Here is a 22663-nt window from a genome sequence, read left to right on the forward strand (position 1 = left end):
AATTTCATTCACCGTTTAGCGGTACCGTATGTAAAACTATGTCGATAATAATCAGAAAAATTAGTCAAATCATTAGAGGACAATGTCTACTTATGGACGAAATGATAGATTTATGAAAGAGAAAAGGGGGAATTTGTTGGCATGTATATGACGATAGGGAGAATTTTTGATTTATCAGTTGGTAAGTATCCAAATAAAGAGGCGTTAGTGGAACCTGAAAAAAATATTCGCTGGACATATAAACAGTGGGATGAACAAATAAATAAAACGGCACACGCTTTATTAGAAGACGGAGTAAGAAAGGGAGATACAGTATCTGTTTACTTATATAACTGCCATGAATTTGTAAACGTTTACTTAGCTTGTGCGAAAATTGGCGCGATTTTTAACCCGATTAACTTCCGCTTAAAGGCGAAAGAAGTATCTTATATTCTTCAGGACGCATCCTCGAAAGTCGTTGTCTTTGAAAAAGCAGTTGAGTCAACTGTTGCTATAATTGAAAGAGATTTTCCAAATACATCTTTTTGGTCTATAGAAAACGACAAACCTTCCTATGCAAGTTCCTACCATGAAAAAGTGAATGCAGCATCTTCTGAGAAAGTAAATATCGAAATTGATGAAATGGATTATTGTTCTATGCTGTATACGAGCGGTACGACAGGTCATCCGAAAGGCGTGTTACATCGTCATCGTGAAATGGCTGAGCATAGTATGATTTGTACGTATTTCCTAAAATATAATAGAGATAGTGTAGGGCTTGTCGTTGCGCCTTTATATCACTGTGGTGAATTAAATGCTGGAATCATACCACGCATTCAAGTTGGCGGAAAGAATGTTATTTTGCATCATTTTGATACAGAAACAGTATTACATATGATTCAAGAAGAAAAGATTACGACGTTCTTTGCAGCGCCGACGATGTGGAATATGTTGTTGCAAAAAGATTTAACTCAGTATGATTTAACTTCAATGAAAATCGGTATATATGGCGGAGCGGCAATGGCACCGGCGTTAGTGAAGGAATGTAAAGAACGTCTTTATATTGACCTTGTTCAAATATACGGAATGACAGAAATGGGACCAGTTGTGGTGTTTCTCGTAGAGGAGGATCAAATTACGAAAGCTGGTTCAGCAGGCACGCCATGCTTTAGTCATGAAGTTCGTATTGTGAAACCGAACGAGGATGCACCGGCAGAACCAGATGATGTATTACCTCCTTATGAAGTAGGAGAAATTATTTTACGCGGCCCAACTATGATGGCTGGCTATCATAATCGCGAAGAGGCGAATAAAAAATCGATGTATAAAGGATGGTATCATTCTGGTGATTTAGGATACTTTGATAAAGATGGTTATTTATTCGTTGCAGATCGTGTTGATGATATGGTAATTAGCGGTGGCGTAAATATTTACCCTCGTGAAATTGAAGATTTCCTTCATAGTCATCCCGGTATATTAGATGTGGCGGTACTTGGTGAGCCAGATGAATTATGGGGAGAGCGTGTTGTGGCAGTTATTGTGAAGAAAGATGAAACAATAACAGAAGCTGATTTAGAAACGTATTGCAAAGAAAGTGACGAATTAGCAGATTATAAGCGTCCGCGTCATTATTTATTTGTAGATGAACTTCCGCGTAATGCGAGCGGGAAGTTGCAGAAGTTTGTGCTGAGGGAGTCACTGAAAGGTGCGAAAAAATAGAAAATGAAGGATGCCCCATATCTATGGGGTATCCTTCATTTTTCTGTATTAAACAGAAGAAACAATATCTTTTTTAATTCTCATTTCTTCTTGGTGAAGGTTAATTAGCGCATTTGAAATAAGGTGGAAAAACAAAATGGATGTAATGTCCAAAAAGAAAAGACACCTTAAGGTGCCTCTCTCCGACTTGAACCATTTCATTTCATACGAATCGGAATCTATCCGTATTACCATTACCCCTTTGTTATGAGTGTAAACACACACTATAAAGCAGAATCGTCTATATACACTAGATTGTTAGTTCACAAAAGACAAGAGATTTGAGATCAATATCGAAGTGACGCCACATCCCCTATAATAATTGATATGTTACGCCTTTTAAAAGAATCTGCTTTATAGAACGTGCCCACAAGTTATATTTTACTACATGTAATATTCATTTAGTGTATTTTTTAATGAATATGTATAATTACATAAACTGTATGAAAAAAAGAGAGTATACTCTAACATTTTGTAATAAAGATAAAGCCCGCTTACGGAATAAGGGGCTTTTCTTACTTTTTATAGATATTTATTCCAATTATATTATCAGATGAATCTAAACGAATATAAACGTCAGCTGATAAAAGGTGTGCATTATATATTCGTTGTTTATATGTTGATATCTCGAAGCGTTTTCGATTTAATTCACATTCTAGAATAATCATATCGCCATGTTCTTTCCAATTTATTAATTTAGCAGTTGTATTCATATAAACCTCCTCTGAATCATTTTATGAAAATTAATAGAGATAGTGTGAGAAAGGAGTTTATATAACAAAAAAAGACACCTTAAGTGTCTTTTTCGATTACTATAAAAGTCGTTGAATGAAATAGGTTTCTATTTTTATTTACGTGAAAACCCTTCTTCATCAAGGTATTCCGCAGCTTCTGGATAAGAGTTGAATGTACCGTCTAAGTTTACACCAGCGTACACGTTCCACATGTCATCCTCTGAAATAAGAGTAAGAATATGACCATCTTCGTTCTGCCATTCTTCTTCTTTCGCAGGTTCTACAGGTGCTACTACTTCTTCTTGTGATAGAAGGTCAATTGATTTCTCAATTACTGAACGTAATTCTTCTGCTGAAAACTCACGGATGTTAACCATACCTTTATCATCCGTTTTGTAACCTTTAATACCGCTTGCATACACAAATCCATTTCCATTTGGGTGTAAATGAAATACAACGTTCTTTTTATCTAAACGACTTTCTTCAAAGTGGAAGTTTACACGTTTTAATGATACGTTCTTTCTTTCTAGTTCTGGGAAAGATTCAATAATCGATAATTTTTCTTCAAAAGTTAGCATAGTGCCTCCAAGTATATAGTAAAAGATTTAATTTGTTCATTATAGCATAGTTGCAATTGTTTCCAAAGATAAGGGGGAAACTTTTCATTGAATACGTTTACGTCACGAGAATGTAAAAAGTGAGCTAACGAATGGATCTTTTTAGGTGTACAATGGAACATGGACTTTATACAAAGGTGGTTTTTTTATGTTTCAAAAAATAGCAAAGGAATGTTTAGCAGGATTTACTGTTGCGATTGTTGCGTTACCACTTGCGATTGCATTTGGTATTGCCGCGACAGGAACGTCTGAGGGAGCGCTTGTTGGATTGTATGGTGCGATTTTTGCAGGTTTATTCGCAGCGTTATTTGGCGGGACACCTGGGCAAGTAACGGGGCCAACTGGACCAATTACCGTTATCGCAACAGGAGTTATTGCGACGCACGGGTTAGAGGCAAGTTTTATTGCCTTTATGATGGCAGGGTTATTTCAAATTTTATTCGGTGTATGTAAGCTCGGTTCTTACGTTCGATATATTCCGTATCCTGTCGTTTCAGGATTTATGAATGGTATTGCATTAATCATTATTTTAGGCGAAATAAAGCACGTACAAAATAGTTTTCTACTTGTTGTGTTAACGATTATTGTAATGATTGTTTCTGGTAAATGGATTAAGGCGATTCCGTCTAGTTTAGTAGCACTAGTCGGTGTGACAGCTTTGCTACCTTTATTTTCTTCCCTACTCGAAGGACTTACAGTAAATTTACCGATTATCGGAAATCTTTCATTAAACAAAGTAATTGAAAAGATTGGAACCATTCCAGAAGCGATGCCTACGCTTCATATTCCATCTTTAAGTGGAACAGGAATAGCAGCACTTATTTTACCAGCGCTTAGTATTGCTTTATTAGGATCGATTGACTCGTTGTTAACATCGGTCGTAATGGATAATGTGACAGGTACACGTCATAAAAGTAATAAAGAGCTCGTTGGACAAGGTATCGGTAATATGATGAGCGGATTGTTTGGCGGATTAGCAGGTGCAGGTGCGACTGTAAGGTCTATCGTGAATATAAGAAGTGGCGGTAAAACGGCACTTTCGGCATGTATGCATAGTGTTATCTTATTCATTTTTATTATGGGTCTTGGTTCGGTCGTACAATATATTCCACTTGCTGTACTATCAGGTATTTTAATTTTAACTGGTATTGGAATGTTCGACTGGGAAAGCATGAAAAAGATGCATGTCGCTCCTAAAGGTGATGTCGTTGTTATGCTCGTAACGATGATTGTGACGGTGAAGTTCGATTTAATGATTGCTGTTGCATTTGGTATTATTCTTTCGTTCATCATATATATGGTGAAATGTAAAGAACGTAAAACTTCTATCGTAAAAGAAAGAGAAGAAACGTATACGATTCAAGGACCGCTCTCTTTCTTATCAGTAGATCGTATTTTCTCTACTTTACAAGATGTGAAGTCACCGGTTGTTTTACGTATGAAAGATGTGCGTTATATGGATGTATCAGGAGCTATGGCATTATTAAATTTTGTTGAGCAATCAAATAAAGTAGGAGCAAGTGTAAAGCTTGAGCAAGTACATCCGAGTATTGAAAAAACAATCATAGTAATGGCAAGCGATGAACAGAAAGAACAATTGAAAATCTTAAGTGCTTAGATGGTAATTAGAATATCTCACAATCTTACATACATTATAATGTAGAGTTGTGGGATATTCTTATAATATTTTTAGTAATATGTACCGCAGTGATAGAGAAGAGCTCTTTTTGAGTAACGAAAACAGTTATAATGTGTACATATAATGGAAGGAATTAGAAATTAGAATGTGAAGAGATAGGCGTAAATTGGTTCTCTTTTCTATTTTGTAAAAAAAACCAAGTATTCAACCTATAATAAATTTGTTATGATAACCAATGGGATAAAGTGAATCCCTATCGTTTAAAACAATATGTTTGAGAGTATATGTATAAAAGAAAAGAGAAAAAATATGAATAAAACATTTGTAAAAGGAGCAGCAATTTTAACCATTACAACTTTTTTGTCAAAATTGCTTGGTAGTTTTTTTCAAATTCCATTACAAAATATTGCAGGAGATGAAGTGCTCGGTATTTTCCGTCTTGTTTTTCCTGTATATATGATTGCTCTTACATTATCGGTAGCCGGAGTTCCACTTGCAATTTCGAAACTAATTGCAGAGTTGAACGAAAAAAATAAGCAAAAGGAAATTGCGAAATTATTTAAATCAGCGTCAATTATTGGGATAGCATTTGGCGTTTTCGGCTGTTTAGTCATTGTATTATTTTCTATTGAAATTGCAAATATGCTTGGTGGACAAGAAACTAGAATGCCGTTGCTTATTACTTCATTAGCATTACTCATTGCGCCATACATGGCAGTTTATAGAGGGTATTTTCAAGGTTTCGGTGATATGAAACCAACAGGGGTATCACAGGTCATTGAGCAATTTGTACGTGTGTTTTTTATGTTAATAATTGCTTACATACTAGTATCATGGGATAAGAGTAATACTGTTATTACTAGTGGTGCGATGGTTGGCTCTTTTCTTGGAGTCATTAGTTCGCTTATATATTTGCGTATAAAATATAATAGAAGTCCATACTACAATAAAAGCAATTCCTATTCACTCCGAGATTTAAGAGAAAACGGCAAAAAGATATTGAGGGTATCGATCCCAATCGCTATCGGAGCTTTATCAATGCCACTTTTAAATTTAGTAGACTCGCTTACAATACCGCATGTATTACAAGGATCATCAACAGAAATTCAAGAACAATTTGGAATATACAGTCGCGGTTTTGCATTCACGCAAATAATTGTTATTTTTGCAAGTGCAATTGTATTTCCGTTAATACCACTCTTAACTTCCGCATTGGCCAAAAGAGATATAAATTTGGCGAAAATAACAATTCAAAATACAAATCGACTAGCGCATGTTTTGACAGCACCGTTAACAATATGGTTGATGGCATTAACAGTACCGTTAAATGTCGGATTGTTCACAGACGTAAAAGGCAGTAGTATGTTAACAGTTATGATTGGCAGTTCGTATTTTACTGCGGTTATGGTATTATCAATAGGTGTTTTACAGGGCATTAATCGTTCTGCACAAGCTGCATGGATTGTTATTGGTGCGAGTTGTGTGAAAGTCGTGTTAAACATAATGTTCGTGCAGAAGTTTGGCATAGATGGAGCGGCGTATAGTACATTCATTACTTACGTATTGATTTGTATTGTAAATCATTTGTATATTCGAAGCTATATTGCCTATTCTATTCATTTAAAAAGCTTTTTTGGTGTGCTAGCAATAGCATCTATTTTAGGACTAGGATTGTATGAACTATTTAATGTGATAGATGTTACATCTTCAAGAATTATGACGTTATTATTCAGTGGTATAGCATTAAGTATTACAACCATTTTGTATGGTGTATGTGCTTTGAAATTAAAATGGATATCAATAAAAAAAATACCATTTTTGAAAAGATAAATATAAAAATTTAATTTTTTATTAAAATTCATATGAGCTGATAAAGAGGAAACTATGTAGGGTATTAAGTGTTTAGGTAAGGAATGGGTACCAGTTTATGTTAGATGAAATAAACGGTTACCTAGTTTTGGAGGAGATTTAGGGTGCGTTTAGTCTTATCAGGATATTATGGTTTTTATAATGTTGGAGACGAGGCGATTCTACAATCAATTATTGAATCGTTAAGTAAAGAGAACCCGGATATAGAACTAGTAGTACTATCAAATGATTCTAAATATACAAAGGAAATGTATGGTGTAGAATCGGTAGATCGCTGGGATATAAAAGCTGTTTATCATGCGATCAAAAACAGTGATGGAGTTATTAGTGGTGGCGGGAGCCTTCTTCAAGATCAGACAAGTACGAAGAGTATTCTATATTATACGGGTATTATGGGACTCGCTCGATTATTAAAAAAGCCGTATTATATTTATTCACAAGGAATAGGTCCAATTACAAAAGGATATAATCGTCTATTAGTAAAATGGAACTTGTCAAAAGCTTCCTATGTATCAGTTCGAGATGAGGATTCGTTTTTATATTTAAAAGGACTTGGCATAAAAAACGATATTGAAATTGTTCCAGACCCTGTTTTAACATGGAAACGGACAAAACAATCGGATTGGTTGCAAAAGCATTCGATACATGGAAAAGTAATCGCGGTTAGTGTGCGTTATTGGAATGCAAAAGAAGATTATATAAAAAAATTAGCTGCGGCATTAAAAAAATTAAAGCAAGAAGGATACCAAATTCTATTTGTTCCAATGCATGAGCCATTTGATCAAAAAGCTTCGCGTGAAGTAGTAGACTTAATGGGAGAAGAGACGTATATGCTTCCATATAAAATGGATATCGACGAGAAAATATTCATTTTATCACGATGTTCATTACTAATTGGTATGCGTCTTCATGCACTAGTTTTTTCTGCTGTAGCCAAAACTCCAATGGTCGGGATTTCATACGATCCGAAAATTGATTCGTTTTTAAGTCAAGTGAATCAGCCAGTTATAGGAAGTGTGGATGGCGAATGGAGTGCTGAATATTTATATGAAATTGCGAAAAAGCAATTAATGCAACAAGGAACTGTGCAGCAAGAGTTACAATTGACAATAGATGAGCTTCGGTTGCAAGGCAAACAGGCAACAAAGAAACTCATTGATCATATGGAAAAAGGCACTTTATTAAAAAAGTAAAGTGTCTTTTATTTTGTTTTGAATGTAATGAAAATTCTAATTAAAAAACGTTTTATTTTAATTCCTATTTATTATGCTAAAATGATTGTGAGTATTATATAATCAAATTTGTGATAATAAATTCGTAGATTACGAGGAGGATAACCTTGAAGACTTTTTCAAAAGGTATAACAGCAGTGGCATTAACGGGATCATTACTTTTAACTCCTATTTCAAGTTATGCGGCAAATGATGATATTACAGGACATATGTTTGAGACGCATATGCGCTCACTTATTACTAAAGGAGTTTTAATGGGGTATGGAGACAATGTATATGCGCCTGATAAATTAGTAACAAGAGCAGAGTTTGCTACATTCATAGCAAGGGCTTTAAATTTACCGAAAGCTGATTCGAATTTCGAGGATGTGCCGAAGACTTACGGTTTATATGATGGTGTAAGTAGAGCATATGGAGCGAAAATTATTAATGGTCGTACGAACGAGACATTCTCACCAAATGATGTGATTACACGTGAAGAAATGTCGATAATGGTAAAGCGAGCGTTAGACTATAAAAATATTAAAGTAGCTGTAAGTCCGCTTACCTTTACTGATAAAGATAGTATTAACTATAAAGAGCATGTGCAAGTTATGGTGGCTACTCAAATTATTAAAGGGTATCCAGAAGATAATACATTTAGACCACATTTATCAGCTACAAGAGGGATGGCTTCAGCTATGTTGGATCGCATGCTTCAGACGATTGAAAAAAACGGAAATAGCAATCCTGTAGAAACTAAGAAATATGTTGTGACAAATGTAAGAGAAAATGGAACAGAGCAAGAAGTAGAGCGCTATAATACGTATAAAGAAGCGGTTACGGCTGCTCAAAATAAAGGTATGAATGCGGTAAAATACGAGAACGAATTTTTATGGATTAAAGATGGTTTTGCAAGTGCGAAAAGAATAACTGGGCAAAACATCATTAATATTTATGATGAGAATTTATCAACAGTATATACGTATATTCAGTATGGAACAGAATTGAAAGTGTTAGAAGTTGGCGAAGATCGTGTGAAAGTTCAACTTTCTGGTTTGACAGGTTATGTGAAGAAGAATGAAATCACTTTAATTCCTACAAATGAAATGAAACAGTCGTCTTATTATGTGAAATCAGATGGATATTTATACCATAAATATTATACATATAATACAAGTTCACCTGGATATACAGAATTTAGATATGGTGTGGCACCTTCTTTCATGAAGCAAGGACAGCAAATGTATAGTGTAGATGGAAAGACATTTGGAGACGAAACTTTCTATCAATATTTCAATTATTTATCATTACGTTCGAAAACAGATTATACAGCTGAACAACTAGATAGTTATGTGAAATCGATTAAGCCAGACTCTCCATTAATTGGTTTAGGAAAGAAATTTAAAGAAGTAGAAAGCAAGTATAATGTAAATGCATTATTCTTATATTCATTAGCAATTCATGAAAGTTATTATGGAACAAGCGCTCTTGCAAAAGACAAAAATAATTTATTTGGTTTAAAAGCAACAGACGATAGTCCATATGGTAACGGAGAAGCATTCAATTCAAAAGAAGATTGTATTGAACATGCAGCAAAATTATACATGAATGAAGGATATTTAAATCCAGGACATTGGCGTTATACAGCAACATATACAGGTGATAAAGCTGCTGGTTTAAATGCGAAATATGCATCTGATGCGAACTGGGGTAAAAAAGTAGCGGGGCATATGAACCGTTTTGATTCTTATTTAGGTAAAAAAGAATACAACAAGTACAAACTTGCACGTGTGATGAATAACGTGGAAGTGAAAAAGAATCCTAGTATATCAAATGAGCGACTGTATCGTTTAAATACAAATGCAGTTGTTACAGTTACTGGTGAAGAAATAATAAATGGAAAAGCGTGGGTTAAAGTTATTTCAGATAACCCTACTGTAACAGAAGCGTATATCGCAAAAGAAAGTTTAGAATATGTAAAACATTAATTAAATAAAAAAGAAGGTGCTACTAATATTTCGTAGCACCTTCTTTCTATTCAATTTCAAAATCAACAATGATATAAGCGAGAATAACAATGAAGAAAATACTAACGGCTGGCGCTGTTAATACGTGGCCAGACATAAAGCCAATGCCAAGTGATAGAATGAGTGTGCTCGCTAATAGCATATACTTTACGGTCATGATTTTCTTAAAGTTTGTGATCATGCGGATGAATAATTTAATACCAAAGTATAGAAGTGGTATTAAGTAAATAAGGAAACCGACAATTCCAAAGGCGAAAAATAGGTCATGGAAGTCCATTTCAATTAATTTAATTTTATCTGTGTAGTTACCAGCGTAACCCATTCCGAATAGTTTTTGTGAAAGCGGTGCGTCTTTATAGTACTGTTTGTATGTTTTTAAGAATTTGTCGCGATCGCTGTAAATTAAACTTTTTACTTCAGAATCTGTAAGTTCACCTTTTGCATGTTTTTTTGCATCTTCTGGATCTTCTTTAATTACTTTTCCTTCTTTTCGATCTTTCTCTTCTTGTACTGATTTTTTGTATTCGTATATTTGCATATGAATGCCCATATTTTTTGCGATAGGAGTATGCGGTGTAAGAGCAATTAAACCTCCTAGTATAACTGCGGCAACAACGGTATTTACAATATGTGTGAATCCTTTTCCTTCTTTTTTACGATTTATCATATATTCAATGAATGAGAAGAAAAGTGCTACGCCTAATGTAATAACAATTGCGCCATATCCGACTTTCGTTCCGACCATAATACTTGCATACATCGCAAGTATTGTTGGAATCCAGTAATATATTTTCGAGAAAGAAGTTGTTTTATGAATCGAATATAAGACAATGATTGGGAACATAATGGCGAAAAGAGAACTTAAATCATTTCCAGCGAAGAACCAACCTCTTGAACCAATTTTTGAGTGAGGATAGCTTGGGAAATCCGTTCCAGTTTGCATTGCGACAATCATTGTGATGCTTAAAATTAAAGTTGCATATAAGAAATATGTAATGATTTTATGAAATACATACTCTTTATTTTTTAGCTCTTTAAAGGCGATAATATATCCAAACAGTAGCACAATTGGATATACGCTCTTTAAGATGAATTTAACTTCTTCTCCAAATGAAACTGGAGATTTAACCATCATATTATTTACAAGACCGATTGCGAGTGCGATTCCGAGTAAACATAAATAGAGGATGTACTTTTTCGCATCTTGTTGTTTGTGATGAAGAAGTAGGTATCCTAATGCAAGAAGCATAAAGGCGAAACGGACTACAACTCCAACTGTTGCGCTCATGTGTAGTATATAGATTGAAAAAGATGTTAATAAATCTAAAATTGGTTGAAACACAATGAATAGCAATAGGAAATGTGGGAAGTAGTTATCCGTTTGTTTCAACTTATTAACCATATGTTCCTCCAGTTCTTCATTCCTTTATTACAACACCCAAAAGATGGGTATAAAGCCTTTTTTACATAGTAAGGCGAATGAATTTCAATATTTGTTTTTTTATCCCGCATTAACGGGCAGTAAGACCCCGCCTCAAAATACAATACAGCGGAAGCAAAGAAGTTAGGTGGGGATCAACTGCCCGTAAAAGCCCGATTGGTGAGGACTAATAATCAGTGGGGGATGAACACCCCCCACTGATTAAAGTCTCACTTTATCAAACTTAAGAATACACCATTTCATTGTAATGGTAAATAGATGAAAAGCATGGATAAACCGACTTTAATTTCTATATTTTTCAACGGAATTGTATGTTTTATACGGTATATGTACAAATTGCGAGATTATTAGACAGAAAATTGAGAAAAAAGAAGGAGTTTTCAATGGTTTTCTATAATTATATAAGTATAATCTTTATGGAGAAAAGAGGGGTATATAATGGAAATAACAAGTAAAACAGAATCTGTCGTTGTGAAATATGAAGGCCACGTTGCAACGGTTATGGTCAATCGCCCAGAGGTGTTAAATGCGTTAGATGAGCCGACATTAAAAGAGTTATTACAAAAGTTGAAAGAAGTAGCGGAAAGTTCTGCGCATATCGTTGTGTTATGCGGGAACGGCCGTGGTTTTTCTGCGGGTGGGGATATTAAATCGATGCTTTCAAGTAATGATGAAAGTAAGTTTGATGGCATTATGAATACTATTTCTGAAGTTGTCGTGACATTATATACGATGCCGAAGCTTGTTATTAGTGCAATTCATGGACCAACTGCAGGTCTTGGATTAAGTATTGCGTTAACAGCTGATTATGTAATGGCGGATATATCATCTGTTATTGCAATGAACTTTATTGGAATCGCTTTAATTCCAGATGGAGGCGGTCATTTCTTCCTTCAAAAGCGCGTCGGTGAAAATATGACGAAGCAAATTATTTGGGAAGGCAAGAAATTATCGGCGAGCGAAGCGCTTAATATCGGCTTAATTGATGAAGTAATCGGCGAAGATTTCCAAACGGCTGTGAAGCAAAAAATTAATGAATGGTCACAAAAACCGATTAAAGCAATGATTCAAACGAAGCAAATTTTATGTGAAGTAAATCGCTCTAATTTAGAGCAAACATTGCAATTAGAGAAGCGTGGTCAATATGCAATGAGACAAACAGCGGATCATAAGGAAGGAATTGCTGCGTTTTTAGAGAAACGTTTACCAGCATTTAAAGGGGAATAAAGTTTGTCCATTCCTCACTGATTATTAGCTCGTTAATTCGGGATAAAGGGGAGAAAGTGCTAACACATTTTAGTATAATTGTGTTAGCACTTTTTTTAAGGAGTAATACATGAAGAAAATGATCGGTGTTATCACTATTATTTTGCTTACATATTCTGCTTTGCATAGTACACCATCTTTGGCAGTTCGGACTGCGTTGTTTTTTGAGGGACATCCAAGTGTTGCATTTTCTGACGGGGTGACGAAAGAAAAAGATGTGAAAAAAGAAGCGATTCCAGATGAGTACCAAACTCTATATGGTAAGGAAGAAGACTTAGAGCACTATTTCTTTCCGCATGTAAGAGCACATGGATCAGGAATTGATATGTTAAGTGCGTGCGTGAAGAAAAAATGGTTTTTCTATAAAGCAGAGCTCGGATGTTATTAAATATAGGAGGATGAATGATGTCAGCATATAACAAGTTAGTAAGAGATCGTGTTCCAGAGAAGATTTTAATGTCTGGAAAAACATATACAGCACAAAAATTAACAGGTCAAGCATACATACAAGCTTTAGCGAAAATTGGAACGGAAGAAATTCGTGAATTTGCTTCTATGAAAGAACGAGAACATGCACTAGATTCTCTTGCAGATGCGCTAGAGGTTATCATTTCATTAGCACGTGCAGAAGGTGCATCGATTGAAGATGTGGAACGCCTTCGTAAGCAAAAAGAGATAGAACGCGGTGGATTTGAAAGAGGTATTTATTTATTAGATGTTTCAGAAGAATAGTTTTATAGGAAAAGCATAGCGTTACTGAGTAACGCTATGCTTTCTTGTTGCAATGAAGCTAATAATGAAGAAGATAGCTGTTAATATCCAGCCGATTGTAATAGAAGTAGTAGTATGAATGGCATAAGAGATTTGTAAACAAAATAATGATGCTAAAAACCAAATGAGTGCAATGTGTATATATTTTTTTGATATATTCATATTTCAGGACTCCTTTTGTATACTAAAAAGAATTTTACTACAATTTAGAAAATTAAGCTATATAAGTAGAGGTTTTCTGGCGAATTTTGTATACTGAATAGTAGAGAAAATGAGGAGGAAACGACAATGGCACATCATACGAAAGAAACGATGGAACTGATTAAGGAGCTTGTCTCTATTCCGAGTCCATCTGGAAATACAGCAAAAATTATTAATTTCATTGAAAACTATGTCAGTGAGTGGAACGTAGAAACGAAGCGTAACAATAAAGGCGCTCTTATTTTAACGGTAAAAGGGAAGAATGATGCGCAGCACCGCTTATTAACGGCACACGTTGATACGTTAGGTGCGATGGTGAAAGAAATTAAGCCTGATGGTCGCCTGAGTCTTTCTATGATTGGTGGATTTCGCTGGAACTCTGTAGAAGGAGAATATTGCGAAATTGAAACATCAAGTGGCAAGACATATACAGGAACGATTTTAATGCATCAAACATCTGTACATGTATATAAAGATGCAGGTGAAGCAAAACGCGATGAGAAAAATATTGAAGTTCGTATTGATGAGCGCGTATTTTCAGCTGATGAAGTACGCGAATTAGGAATTGAAGTAGGAGACTTCGTTTCATTTGATCCGCGCGTTCAAATTACAGAGAGTGGATACATAAAATCACGTCATTTAGATGACAAAGTAAGTGTTGCGATTTTATTAAAATTAATTAAAAGATTACAAGATGAAAACGTAACATTACCATATACGACGCATTTCTTAATTTCTAATAATGAAGAGATTGGATACGGTGGTAATTCTAACATTCCAGAAGAAACTGTTGAATACTTAGCAGTTGATATGGGAGCGTTAGGTGATGGACAAACATCTGATGAATATACAGTATCTATTTGTGCAAAAGACTCTAGCGGCCCGTATCATTACGCACTGCGTAAACATTTAGTAGAGCTTGCGAAAACGAATCATATTGAATATAAAGTAGATATCTATCCGTACTACGGATCTGATGCATCAGCTGCGATTCGCGCGGGATTTGATGTGAAACATGCGTTAATTGGAGCGGGTATTGATTCTTCTCACGCATTTGAACGTACACATGAAAGTTCTATTGCGCATACAGAAGCATTAGTGTATGCATATGTAATGTCTAATTTAATTGAAGAATAATTTCATAGATAATAGAGAGCTGATTAAAAATATTATTTTTAATCAGCTTTTTATTTGGCGAAGCGATTAGGAGACATGTCCTAATCGTTTTTTTATCCCGCTATTTGTGGGCTGATTAAAGTTTTATTTTATATACATTCATTATAAGTTATATATATGCGATTTTTGTTATACGGCCGGAAACGTATTTACTATAGATATATAATGTTATACACTATGAAAGGAATTAATTAATAGTTAATATTTTTTAGTTAGCTTGATTTAAAAAATGTATGAATATGAAGTTTTGAGAGGAGATTTATTTTTCATGAAGTACAAAGCAATAGCCGCAGGTTTATTAGCAGCAAATTTACTAGCACATCCAATTAGTAGTTTAGCAGAAACGAAGAAATTTCCTGATGTTTCAGATAGTGCGTGGTCGAAAGACGCAATTTATTATTTAGTAGAGAGAAATGTAATTAACGGTATGCCAGATGGTAACTTTATGCCATACGGAAATTTAACACGTGCCCAGGCAGCAAAGATTATCGCAACAGCAATTGGTGCTAAAGTAGATCCGAATGCAAAGCCGTCTTATAATGATGCAAAAAATAATTGGGCAGCTTCATTTATTGCAGCTATGGAAAAAGAGAATATTATTAAAGGGCGAGAACCAGGAGTATTTGATCCTGAAGGAAAAGTAACTCGTGCTGAAATGGCAGCTATGCTTGTAAGAGCATATAATCTGAAAAGCAAAGTAACAGGACCAGTTCCTACAAAATTCGCTGATTTAGAGAATCATTGGGGTAAAGAAGAAGTTAATATTTTAGTAGAATTAAAACTTTCTTTAGGTACAGAGAATGGCTGGAAACCGAATGATTCTATTACGCGTGAACAAGCAGCTCAGCTTACTGCGCAAACAGATAAATTTAGTAAGAATAGTGATCGTCCAGTAGAAACAAAGAAAATGTACATAGATAGAAAATTCATTACATATCACGCACCATCATTAAGTTCTGGGATTAGTGCGAATCAGCATAATCCACAAACGGTTGAAATTAAAGAAGAACGAGATGGATGGATCAAAATTGCAACAAGTAACGGTGATAAATGGACACCTTTAGTAGAGAAAACAGAAGTTATTAATGAAGGATTCACTACTTATGCAGAAGCTTCTTCTTCGTCAAAAGTAATGGGAACACATAACGCACAGCAAGTAACTGTTATTGAAGAGAACGGCAGCTGGATTCGTATCCGCATGGGCGCTGGTTTCCAATGGGTTAATAAAAATCAATTAAATCCAGTGAAGCAAGGGAATTTCTTAGAAGGAAAAGCGATTATCATTGATCCAGGTCATGGTGGAGTTGATCCAGGGCATTCTGGTGTGAAAATGGATGAAAGTGCTATTGTATTAGATACATCTTTACGTGTACAAAAACTATTTGAACAAAAGACACCATTTACTGTTTTATTAACACGTAATGATGATACGCGTCCGGGAAATACTCCTGGTGAATCTTTGAAAAAACGTGTAGAATTTGCACAAGAAAATAAAGGTGATATTTTCGTAAGTATTCATGCAAACGGGTTTAATGAACAAGTAGAAGGAACAGAAACGTTCTACTACAGATCAGCAACAAATCCAAACTCAGAAGAAAGCCGTGTACTAGCAGAAAAAGTACAAAAACGTTTAGTACAAGCACTTCAATCAAATGATAGAGGTGTAAAGACAGAAAACTTCTATGTAGTGAAATACAATACAATGCCTGCTATTTTAGCTGAACTAGGTTTCATCGATGCTAAAGGTGAAGGTGAAAAACTAGCTACTGAAGAATGGAGACAACGTGCAGCGGAAGCAATTTATCAAGGCATTTTAGATTACTATGAAGAAATGGGTAACAACGTGTCTTCTTTCCGTTAATAAATAATAAGAGATTGCCATTGGCAGTCTCTTTTATTTATTAAAGTTTCTCTTTATTTCCGGCATATGATATCATTTAATTTTATATACAAAAGAAAAGTATTTGAATAATTGTAATCATAACAATTTTAAACGATAGAGGATGATAATAGATTGAATAATCATAGTAAAACACCTGCCTGTATATATACGTATGCATTTCGTGAGGAGGAGCGTGCTTTATGTTACTTGGAAATGCGCTCGTTCTTTGGAATGGAGTCCCACGTTAATATTTTAAAAAGTGATGTCAAGATTGACCCGAGTAGAAGTGCGTTTATGAAAGAGCGCGTTGAGGTTATGTATGAAGGGGACGACTTAGAAAGCATTTTAAAACAAGTGGAACAAATTGATTTGGCGGGAGCGACATTTAAAGTTATCTTCGTTAAAATCAATGACCTCGTTGGGGAGAATAAAATTGAATATGGAGAAAGACGTCTTATTGAACGAGACCTTGGCATGCATATTGAAGGAGAAGCGGATGTTCGTAATCCAGAGCGTGTATTCGGGATTGTTCCTCTTGGAGGACGCTGGTACTTCGGGCACTATGTAGAAAGCGAACCAGTTTGGTATCATCACATAAAAAAACCGCATAGTTATTCGACATCTCTTAGCACACGTGTTGCGAGATCAGTTGCAAATATCGCTGTACCAAATCCAGAGGGAGTACGAGCAATTGACCCGTGCTGCGGTATTGGAACAGTAGTAGTAGAAGCACTTTCTATGGGGATTAACATCGTTGGTAGAGATATAAATCCACTTGTAGTTCTTGGAACGAGAAAAAACATCGCACATTTCGGATTTGAAGGAACAGTAACAAAAGGACCAATCGAGGAAATTACTGAGAACTACGACGTTGCCATTATCGATATGCCGTACGACCTATTTACGCATGCCACACCAGAAGACCAGCTCTCCATTCTTTCAAGTGCACGCCGCATCGCGAAAAAAGTAGTCGTTGTCACGATGGAAACAATGGATGACATGATCCATGAAGCAGGATTTGAAATTACAGATCGCTGTATTACCAGAAAAGGGTCATTTACTAGACAAATTCTTGTTTGTGAATAAGAAAGGAAGGTCACCCGTTTGGGTGACCTTTTTAGTGTAGTTTGATGTGTGATTGATTGGCAGTTTGTAGGCGGCGATAAGTTGATATTGTGATAGAAGAATCTATTACTGTTCTTTTAATTTTTCTTGTTGTGCGATGAGTAAATTGCGTAATACGTGTCCGCGGTAACTTTCTAGTTTTCGTCCTTCATGATAGCGTACGCCTAATTTTTTTAGTTCAGCTACGTACCAGCCCTTTGTTCCATAATACATGGGATCACTTCCTTTTTGCTTTTGAACAGTATATGTTGGGGGGCGAAGTAACTTTACATTGAAAATAATAATGGTAAAAGGAATCCTACATGTGTGTACGAGAGGAATTGCAAAGTTATCGAGGTGTTTTATAACGTAACATCCAAGCCGTGTATAAAAAAGTAGACAGTTGTATATGAATTTGTTGAAAAAAGAATACACATTACTGAGGGGATTTGAAAAAAGTAATGCTATACGATTTGGCATGATACTTGCGTTGGAAATAGTATCAACGTATAGGGGAGAGATAGAAATGAAGGTTAGTAAAATATATACAACGATTGATGCACACGTAGCTGGGGAGCCGCTTCGAATTATTACGGGCGGAGTGCCAGAAATAAAAGGGGAAACGCAGCTGGAAAGACGCGCATACTGTATGGAACATTTGGATTACCTTCGTGAAATTCTGATGTATGAACCGAGAGGGCATCACGGAATGTACGGTTGTATCATTACACCGCCAGCAAGTGCCCACGCTGATTTTGGTGTTTTATTTATGCACAATGAAGGATGGAGTACGATGTGTGGTCATGGCATTATTGCTGTCATTACAGTTGGAATTGAAACAGGCATGTTTGAAATAAAGGGTGAAAAACAAAAGTTCATTATTGATAGCCCAGCCGGAGAAGTTATTGCGTATGCAAAATATAACGGGAGTGAAGTAGAATCTGTATCATTTGAAAATGTTCCTTCATTTGTATACAAAAAAGACGTTCCTATTAAAATAGATAACTATGAATTTCAAGTAGATATCGCGTTTGGAGGAGCATTTTACGCTGTTGTAGACTGTAAAGAATTTGGTTTGAAAGTTGATTTTAAAGACTTGCCCGCTATTCAAACGTGGGGCGGTAAAATTAAACATTATATAGAGAGCAAAATGGAAGTGAAACATCCACTTGAAGAAGGATTGAAAGGAATATACGGCGTTATCTTTTCAGATGAACCGAAAGACAAAGGTGCTACGCTACGAAATGTAACGATTTTTGCTGATGGGCAAGTAGACCGTTCTCCTTGCGGTACAGGAACTTCAGCGAGAATCGCAACTCTTTTTGAAAAAGATGCCTTACAAAAGGGAGAAATCTTCGTCCACGAATGCATTACTGATGGGAAATTCGAGGGAGAAGTATTATCCGTAACAGCGGTAGGTACATATGAAGCTGTCGTTCCGAAAGTAACGGGGCATGCATTTATTACAGGGTTTCATCAGTTCGTTGTAGATCCGAGAGATGATTTGAACCGAGGGTTTTTGATAGGATAGAAGAAGGGGGTGGAAAGATATGCTAGTTATAAGCGCGAACGAACAAAGAAACTTAGTAAATATGAATGAAATTATTGAATACGCGGCGCTTGCTTTAAAAGAATTTTCCGCAGAAAGAACGATTACACCAATAAGAGGCTCATTACCATTTGCGAATGAGCAAAATACGGCATTAATTATGCCTTCAGTAGCGGAAGGGCTTGAGGCACTTGGAGTAAAAATAGTAACGGTAGTCCCGCAAAATAAACAGATAGGAAAGAAAACAATCAATGGGATTGTGATGCTATCAGACTTTCAAACGGGAGAACCGCTCGCACTTCTAGAAGGATCGTACTTAACGATGATCCGAACGGGCGCCTTATCAGGAGTAGCGACAAAATATTTAGCTCGTCATAACGCAAAAACTTTATGCATTATCGGCACGGGCGAACAAGCGAAAGGAATTGCCGAAGCAATATTTGCAGTTAGAGATATCGAAAAAGTCATTTTATACAATCGAACAGAAGAAAAAGCGTATGCATTTGCGCAACATATACAAGAGAAATTTGGTAAACCTGCTTACGTTTACAGGGATCCAAATGAAGCAATACGTGAAGCAGACATCATCGTCACAACTACGAACGCAACCACACCAGTCTTCTCAGAAACACTACAAAAAGGCGTCCACGTAAACGCCGTCGGCTCATTCAGACCGAGCATGCAAGAACTACCATCTCACGCCATCACAAGCGCAAACAAAGTAGTAGTCGAATCAAAAGAAGCAGCACTAGACGAAACAGGAGACCTTCAAGTTCCGATAAAAGAAGGTCTATTCAAAGCAAACGCCATTCACGCTGAACTTGGTCAAATTATAAGCGGAGAAAAAGCTGGGCGCGAAAATGATGAAGAGATTACTATTTTCAAATCAGTTGGTTTGGCGGTAGTAGATATTATCGTTGCGAAGTATTTGTATGAGAGAGCGTTGGAGCAAGGGGTAGGGAATAAGATTGAGTTTTGAGACTGCCTTTTGGTGGTCTTTTTGTCAGGATGGGTGTGCTAGTATTTATAATTGAAGCCTTTTAATATTATGTTGAAATATATGAATTCTGCGCGGACATCAAATCATTCATTCAATTGGTATATGAAAAAGTTGCACCTCTAATTATTAGAGATGCAACTTTTTACCATTCACGCCATTCTTCTGTTATATCTTCCTCGGATTCTAAGCCAGCTATTCGTGCTGCTGTATCGATAAATTCATAGAGATCTTCTCTTTCCATTGTTTCGATAAAATGTTCATGTTCGATATTTAATTCATTTAATTTAATAACTACCTCTTTAACAACTTGCATTACTTCGACTTCGGTTGGATTCTCTCCTAATCGCTGTAAGTTGTTAATGTAAGTGTCAAGAACTGTATTTGTTGCACTTATATTTTCTTCAGTAAAAAATTCCCCATCTTCATCATACTCAACCCATGAGGTTGTTGGTTTATTTTTTTTCAATTCATCAAATGTCATGATAACCTCCTAAATGTGTTTTTTGTCTTTAATCCCATTCTACATTTTCGATCATATAAAACAATCATTTTAGAGGGATTTTCTGTAAGTTGATAGTTTTTTAACTCATTTTATGAGGTTACTTATTCGTGGTCTTTTTATTTTCTCCTCCGCATAAATATAAGGTTATCGCAAGAATGCATTAATAGATTACAAACTTTCTACCTTTGCGAAAAAGTTTGACAATACATACGGGTAGTGGTAATTTAAAACCTATAAGAAAACTCGGTATTAATTCCGAGTTTTCTTATAGGTGTAAATAGTCGAGAGGGGTCGAAATATGAAGAAGAAGTTGTTTGTATTACCATTTGTCCTACTATTATTTATTGCATTAGCTGCTTGTTCAGGGGAAAAAGATTCGAAGCAAGCGAGCACTAGTAAATCAGGGACTCCGAAAGATGGAGGAACGTTAACGATTGGTGTTAGCGATAATCCAGATACGATGAATCCGCTTTATGCGAATGATCGTGTGTCATTAACTGTGCAGCAAGCTTTATATGCGCCGCTATATCATATGGAAAACGGTAAGAAAAAGTTTGTTCTTGCTGAGAGCTTTACGCCTTCAGAAGATCAATTAACTTGGACACTGAAGTTAAAGGATAATTTGAAATGGCATGACGGTAAGAAGATTACATCAGACGATATAGCATTTACATTCCAATCTATTTTAGATGAGAAGCAAAATAGCTCAAGTCGTGAAAACTTTATTTTTAAAGGAAAGCCGCTTGAGGTGAAAAAGGTAGATGAGTTAACAACTCAATTCGTTTTACCGCAAGTAAGCGCATCTTTCGAAGGTGTGATGAATGATTTCTTCCCAATTCCGAAACATGTATTTGAAGGGGAAGCAGATTTAGCGAAGAGTAAGAAAAACTTACAGCCTGTAGGATCAGGGCCGTTTAAGTTTAAAGAGTATAAATCAGATGAGTATGTTGCATTAGATCGATTTGATGATTATGTAGGTGGGAAAGCTAAGTTAGACTCTATCGTATACCGCGTTGTAAAAGACCGTAATACAGCAAATGTTTCACTGCAAAATGGTCAAATCAACATGAAGATGATTGAGCCGCAAGACTTTAAGAAATTAGATAGCACTGGGAACTTCTCAATGGTGACATTCCCTGAAGGTAGATTATTCTACTTATCTTATAACATGAATACTGATCTTATGAAGAAAAAAGAAGTGCGCCAAGCAATTGCACATGCGTTAGATAAAAAAGAAATGATTAACTCAGCATTCGTTTCAGGTGAATTTGCAGAACCAGCAAATTCAATCTTAACGCCAGACGCTATGTATTATGCGAAAGATATTAAAGACTATAAGTATGATAAAAAAGAAGCGAAAGATTTATTAGCAAAAGCTGGCGTGAAAGATAAGGAAAAAGTACGTGTGATGTATGTAACGAATAATAAAATTATGGAAAGCTTAGCGTTATATACACAACAAAAATTAAAAGAAGTTGGCTTAGAAGTTGAACTAAATGCATTAGATGCTAGTGCGGCAAGTGAAAAAGGCTTAGATAAAGAGAATAAAGAATATGACATTACATTTGGTGGTTACATAATGGGACCTGAGCCAGATTCATATAAGAGCTTATTCTTAAGCAATGCTGAATACAATTATGCACGATATAAAAACGCTGATTTCGATAAGTTATGGGAAGAAGCTGCAGTTGAAACAGATAAAACAAAACGTGCAGAGCTATACCATAAAATTCAAGAGACAGCTAGAGAAGACGTACCTTATCTACCAATCGCGTATCCGAAAGCAGTTATTGCAGTAGATAAAAAGTTTGATGGATTAAAAGAAGCAAAAGCAATTCCTGTCACAATGTTTGAAGATCTATCTAAGATTTATGAAGTGAAATAAGAAACAATAAAGAAGCTGGTGGAAATCAGCTTCTTTAGCTTGAGGGGGG

General features: G+C 35.7%; 20 protein-coding genes. 14 read left to right on the forward strand and 6 right to left on the reverse strand.

Annotation, left to right across the window (positions count from 1 at the left end; all coding sequences use genetic code 11):
* The first annotated feature begins 141 nt into the window (after window positions 1-141).
* Window positions 142-1698 carry a fatty acid--CoA ligase gene (locus MRP26_RS09135; protein WP_242806117.1) on the forward strand — a complete coding sequence of 519 codons (1557 nt, stop codon included), beginning with the start codon at window positions 142-144 and terminating at the stop codon, window positions 1696-1698.
* Window positions 1699-2252: 554 nt separating this feature from the next.
* On the opposite strand, the gene MRP26_RS09140 is transcribed toward MRP26_RS09135, so the two are convergent.
* Both MRP26_RS09140 and MRP26_RS09145 read right to left on the reverse strand, forming a co-directional pair.
* A complete protein-coding gene (locus MRP26_RS09140) occupies window positions 2253-2450 on the reverse strand; it encodes a hypothetical protein (RefSeq protein WP_197241405.1) in 198 nt (65 codons plus the stop codon).
* 134 nt (window positions 2451-2584) lie between these two features.
* On the reverse strand, window positions 2585-3049 hold the full coding sequence (locus MRP26_RS09145; RefSeq protein WP_000954998.1) for a hypothetical protein: 465 nt from the start codon (window positions 3047-3049) through the stop codon (window positions 2585-2587).
* A gap of 187 nt (window positions 3050-3236) precedes the next feature.
* Here MRP26_RS09145 and MRP26_RS09150 point away from each other — a divergent pair, with 187 nt between their 5' ends.
* The 4 genes from MRP26_RS09150 (at window position 3237) to MRP26_RS09165 (ending at window position 9798) form a co-directional block, all read left to right on the forward strand.
* Entirely contained in the window at window positions 3237-4706 is a 1470-nt protein-coding gene (locus MRP26_RS09150; protein ID WP_064532639.1) for a SulP family inorganic anion transporter, read from the forward strand.
* A 330-nt stretch (window positions 4707-5036) separates the two neighbouring features.
* Window positions 5037-6557 (forward strand): putative polysaccharide biosynthesis protein, encoded by a 1521-nt coding sequence (locus tag MRP26_RS09155; protein WP_064532641.1) that lies wholly within the window; start codon window positions 5037-5039, stop codon window positions 6555-6557.
* Window positions 6558-6700: 143 nt separating this feature from the next.
* Window positions 6701-7789, forward strand: coding sequence for a polysaccharide pyruvyl transferase CsaB (csaB, locus tag MRP26_RS09160; protein WP_098680064.1), 1089 nt, complete (start codon window positions 6701-6703; stop codon window positions 7787-7789).
* Window positions 7790-7935: 146 nt separating this feature from the next.
* On the forward strand, window positions 7936-9798 hold the full coding sequence (locus MRP26_RS09165; RefSeq protein ID WP_000847495.1) for an S-layer homology domain-containing protein: 1863 nt from the start codon (window positions 7936-7938) through the stop codon (window positions 9796-9798).
* Between the two features lie 46 nt (window positions 9799-9844).
* Here the strand turns inward: MRP26_RS09165 and MRP26_RS09170 are convergent, their stop codons facing one another.
* Window positions 9845-11239 (reverse strand): O-antigen ligase family protein, encoded by a 1395-nt coding sequence (locus MRP26_RS09170; RefSeq protein WP_197241403.1) that lies wholly within the window; start codon window positions 11237-11239, stop codon window positions 9845-9847.
* Between the two features lie 477 nt (window positions 11240-11716).
* On the opposite strand from MRP26_RS09170, the gene MRP26_RS09175 reads away from it, so the two are divergent.
* From MRP26_RS09175 to MRP26_RS09185, 3 genes are all read left to right on the forward strand, one after another.
* Window positions 11717-12505, forward strand: a complete 789-nt coding sequence (locus tag MRP26_RS09175; RefSeq protein WP_197241402.1) for an enoyl-CoA hydratase — start codon at window positions 11717-11719, stop codon at window positions 12503-12505.
* A 109-nt stretch (window positions 12506-12614) separates the two neighbouring features.
* Entirely contained in the window at window positions 12615-12932 is a 318-nt protein-coding gene (locus tag MRP26_RS09180; protein WP_153600086.1) for a hypothetical protein, read from the forward strand.
* 17 nt (window positions 12933-12949) lie between these two features.
* The gene (locus MRP26_RS09185) at window positions 12950-13276 is read left to right on the forward strand and encodes a nucleoside triphosphate pyrophosphohydrolase (protein WP_001277350.1); all 327 of its coding nucleotides are present in this window, start codon (window positions 12950-12952) and stop codon (window positions 13274-13276) included.
* A 21-nt stretch (window positions 13277-13297) separates the two neighbouring features.
* Here the strand turns inward: MRP26_RS09185 and MRP26_RS09190 are convergent, their stop codons facing one another.
* Window positions 13298-13477 (reverse strand): hypothetical protein, encoded by a 180-nt coding sequence (locus MRP26_RS09190; RefSeq protein WP_001027085.1) that lies wholly within the window; start codon window positions 13475-13477, stop codon window positions 13298-13300.
* A 126-nt stretch (window positions 13478-13603) separates the two neighbouring features.
* Between MRP26_RS09190 and MRP26_RS09195 the strand changes: the two genes are divergently transcribed.
* The 3 genes from MRP26_RS09195 (at window position 13604) to MRP26_RS09205 (ending at window position 17660) form a co-directional block, all read left to right on the forward strand.
* Entirely contained in the window at window positions 13604-14653 is a 1050-nt protein-coding gene (locus MRP26_RS09195; RefSeq protein WP_000930086.1) for a M42 family metallopeptidase, read from the forward strand.
* A gap of 307 nt (window positions 14654-14960) precedes the next feature.
* A complete protein-coding gene (locus tag MRP26_RS09200) occupies window positions 14961-16553 on the forward strand; it encodes an N-acetylmuramoyl-L-alanine amidase (RefSeq protein WP_016513661.1) in 1593 nt (530 codons plus the stop codon).
* Window positions 16554-16706: 153 nt separating this feature from the next.
* Window positions 16707-17660, forward strand: a complete 954-nt coding sequence (locus MRP26_RS09205; RefSeq protein ID WP_001059321.1) for a TRM11 family SAM-dependent methyltransferase — start codon at window positions 16707-16709, stop codon at window positions 17658-17660.
* A gap of 105 nt (window positions 17661-17765) precedes the next feature.
* On the opposite strand, the gene MRP26_RS09210 is transcribed toward MRP26_RS09205, so the two are convergent.
* Window positions 17766-17996, reverse strand: a complete 231-nt coding sequence (locus MRP26_RS09210) for a YflJ family protein (protein ID WP_130055420.1) — start codon at window positions 17994-17996, stop codon at window positions 17766-17768.
* A 208-nt stretch (window positions 17997-18204) separates the two neighbouring features.
* Between MRP26_RS09210 and MRP26_RS09215 the strand changes: the two genes are divergently transcribed.
* Together MRP26_RS09215 and MRP26_RS09220 are read left to right on the forward strand one after the other, a co-directional pair.
* On the forward strand, window positions 18205-19209 hold the full coding sequence (locus MRP26_RS09215) for a proline racemase family protein (protein WP_197241401.1): 1005 nt from the start codon (window positions 18205-18207) through the stop codon (window positions 19207-19209).
* Window positions 19210-19228: 19 nt separating this feature from the next.
* Window positions 19229-20206, forward strand: a complete 978-nt coding sequence (locus MRP26_RS09220) for an ornithine cyclodeaminase family protein (RefSeq protein WP_197241400.1) — start codon at window positions 19229-19231, stop codon at window positions 20204-20206.
* 163 nt (window positions 20207-20369) lie between these two features.
* Here MRP26_RS09220 and MRP26_RS09225 read toward each other — a convergent pair whose 3' ends face one another.
* Window positions 20370-20708 (reverse strand): hypothetical protein, encoded by a 339-nt coding sequence (locus MRP26_RS09225; protein WP_000141783.1) that lies wholly within the window; start codon window positions 20706-20708, stop codon window positions 20370-20372.
* A 319-nt stretch (window positions 20709-21027) separates the two neighbouring features.
* On the opposite strand from MRP26_RS09225, the gene MRP26_RS09230 reads away from it, so the two are divergent.
* On the forward strand, window positions 21028-22614 hold the full coding sequence (locus MRP26_RS09230) for an ABC transporter substrate-binding protein (protein ID WP_197241399.1): 1587 nt from the start codon (window positions 21028-21030) through the stop codon (window positions 22612-22614).
* Window positions 22615-22663: the final 49 nt, after the last annotated feature.

The sequence above is a fragment of the Bacillus sp. CCB-MMP212 genome, from assembly GCF_022748145.1.
Taxonomy (GTDB): Bacteria; Bacillota; Bacilli; order Bacillales; family Bacillaceae_G; genus Bacillus_A; species Bacillus_A cereus.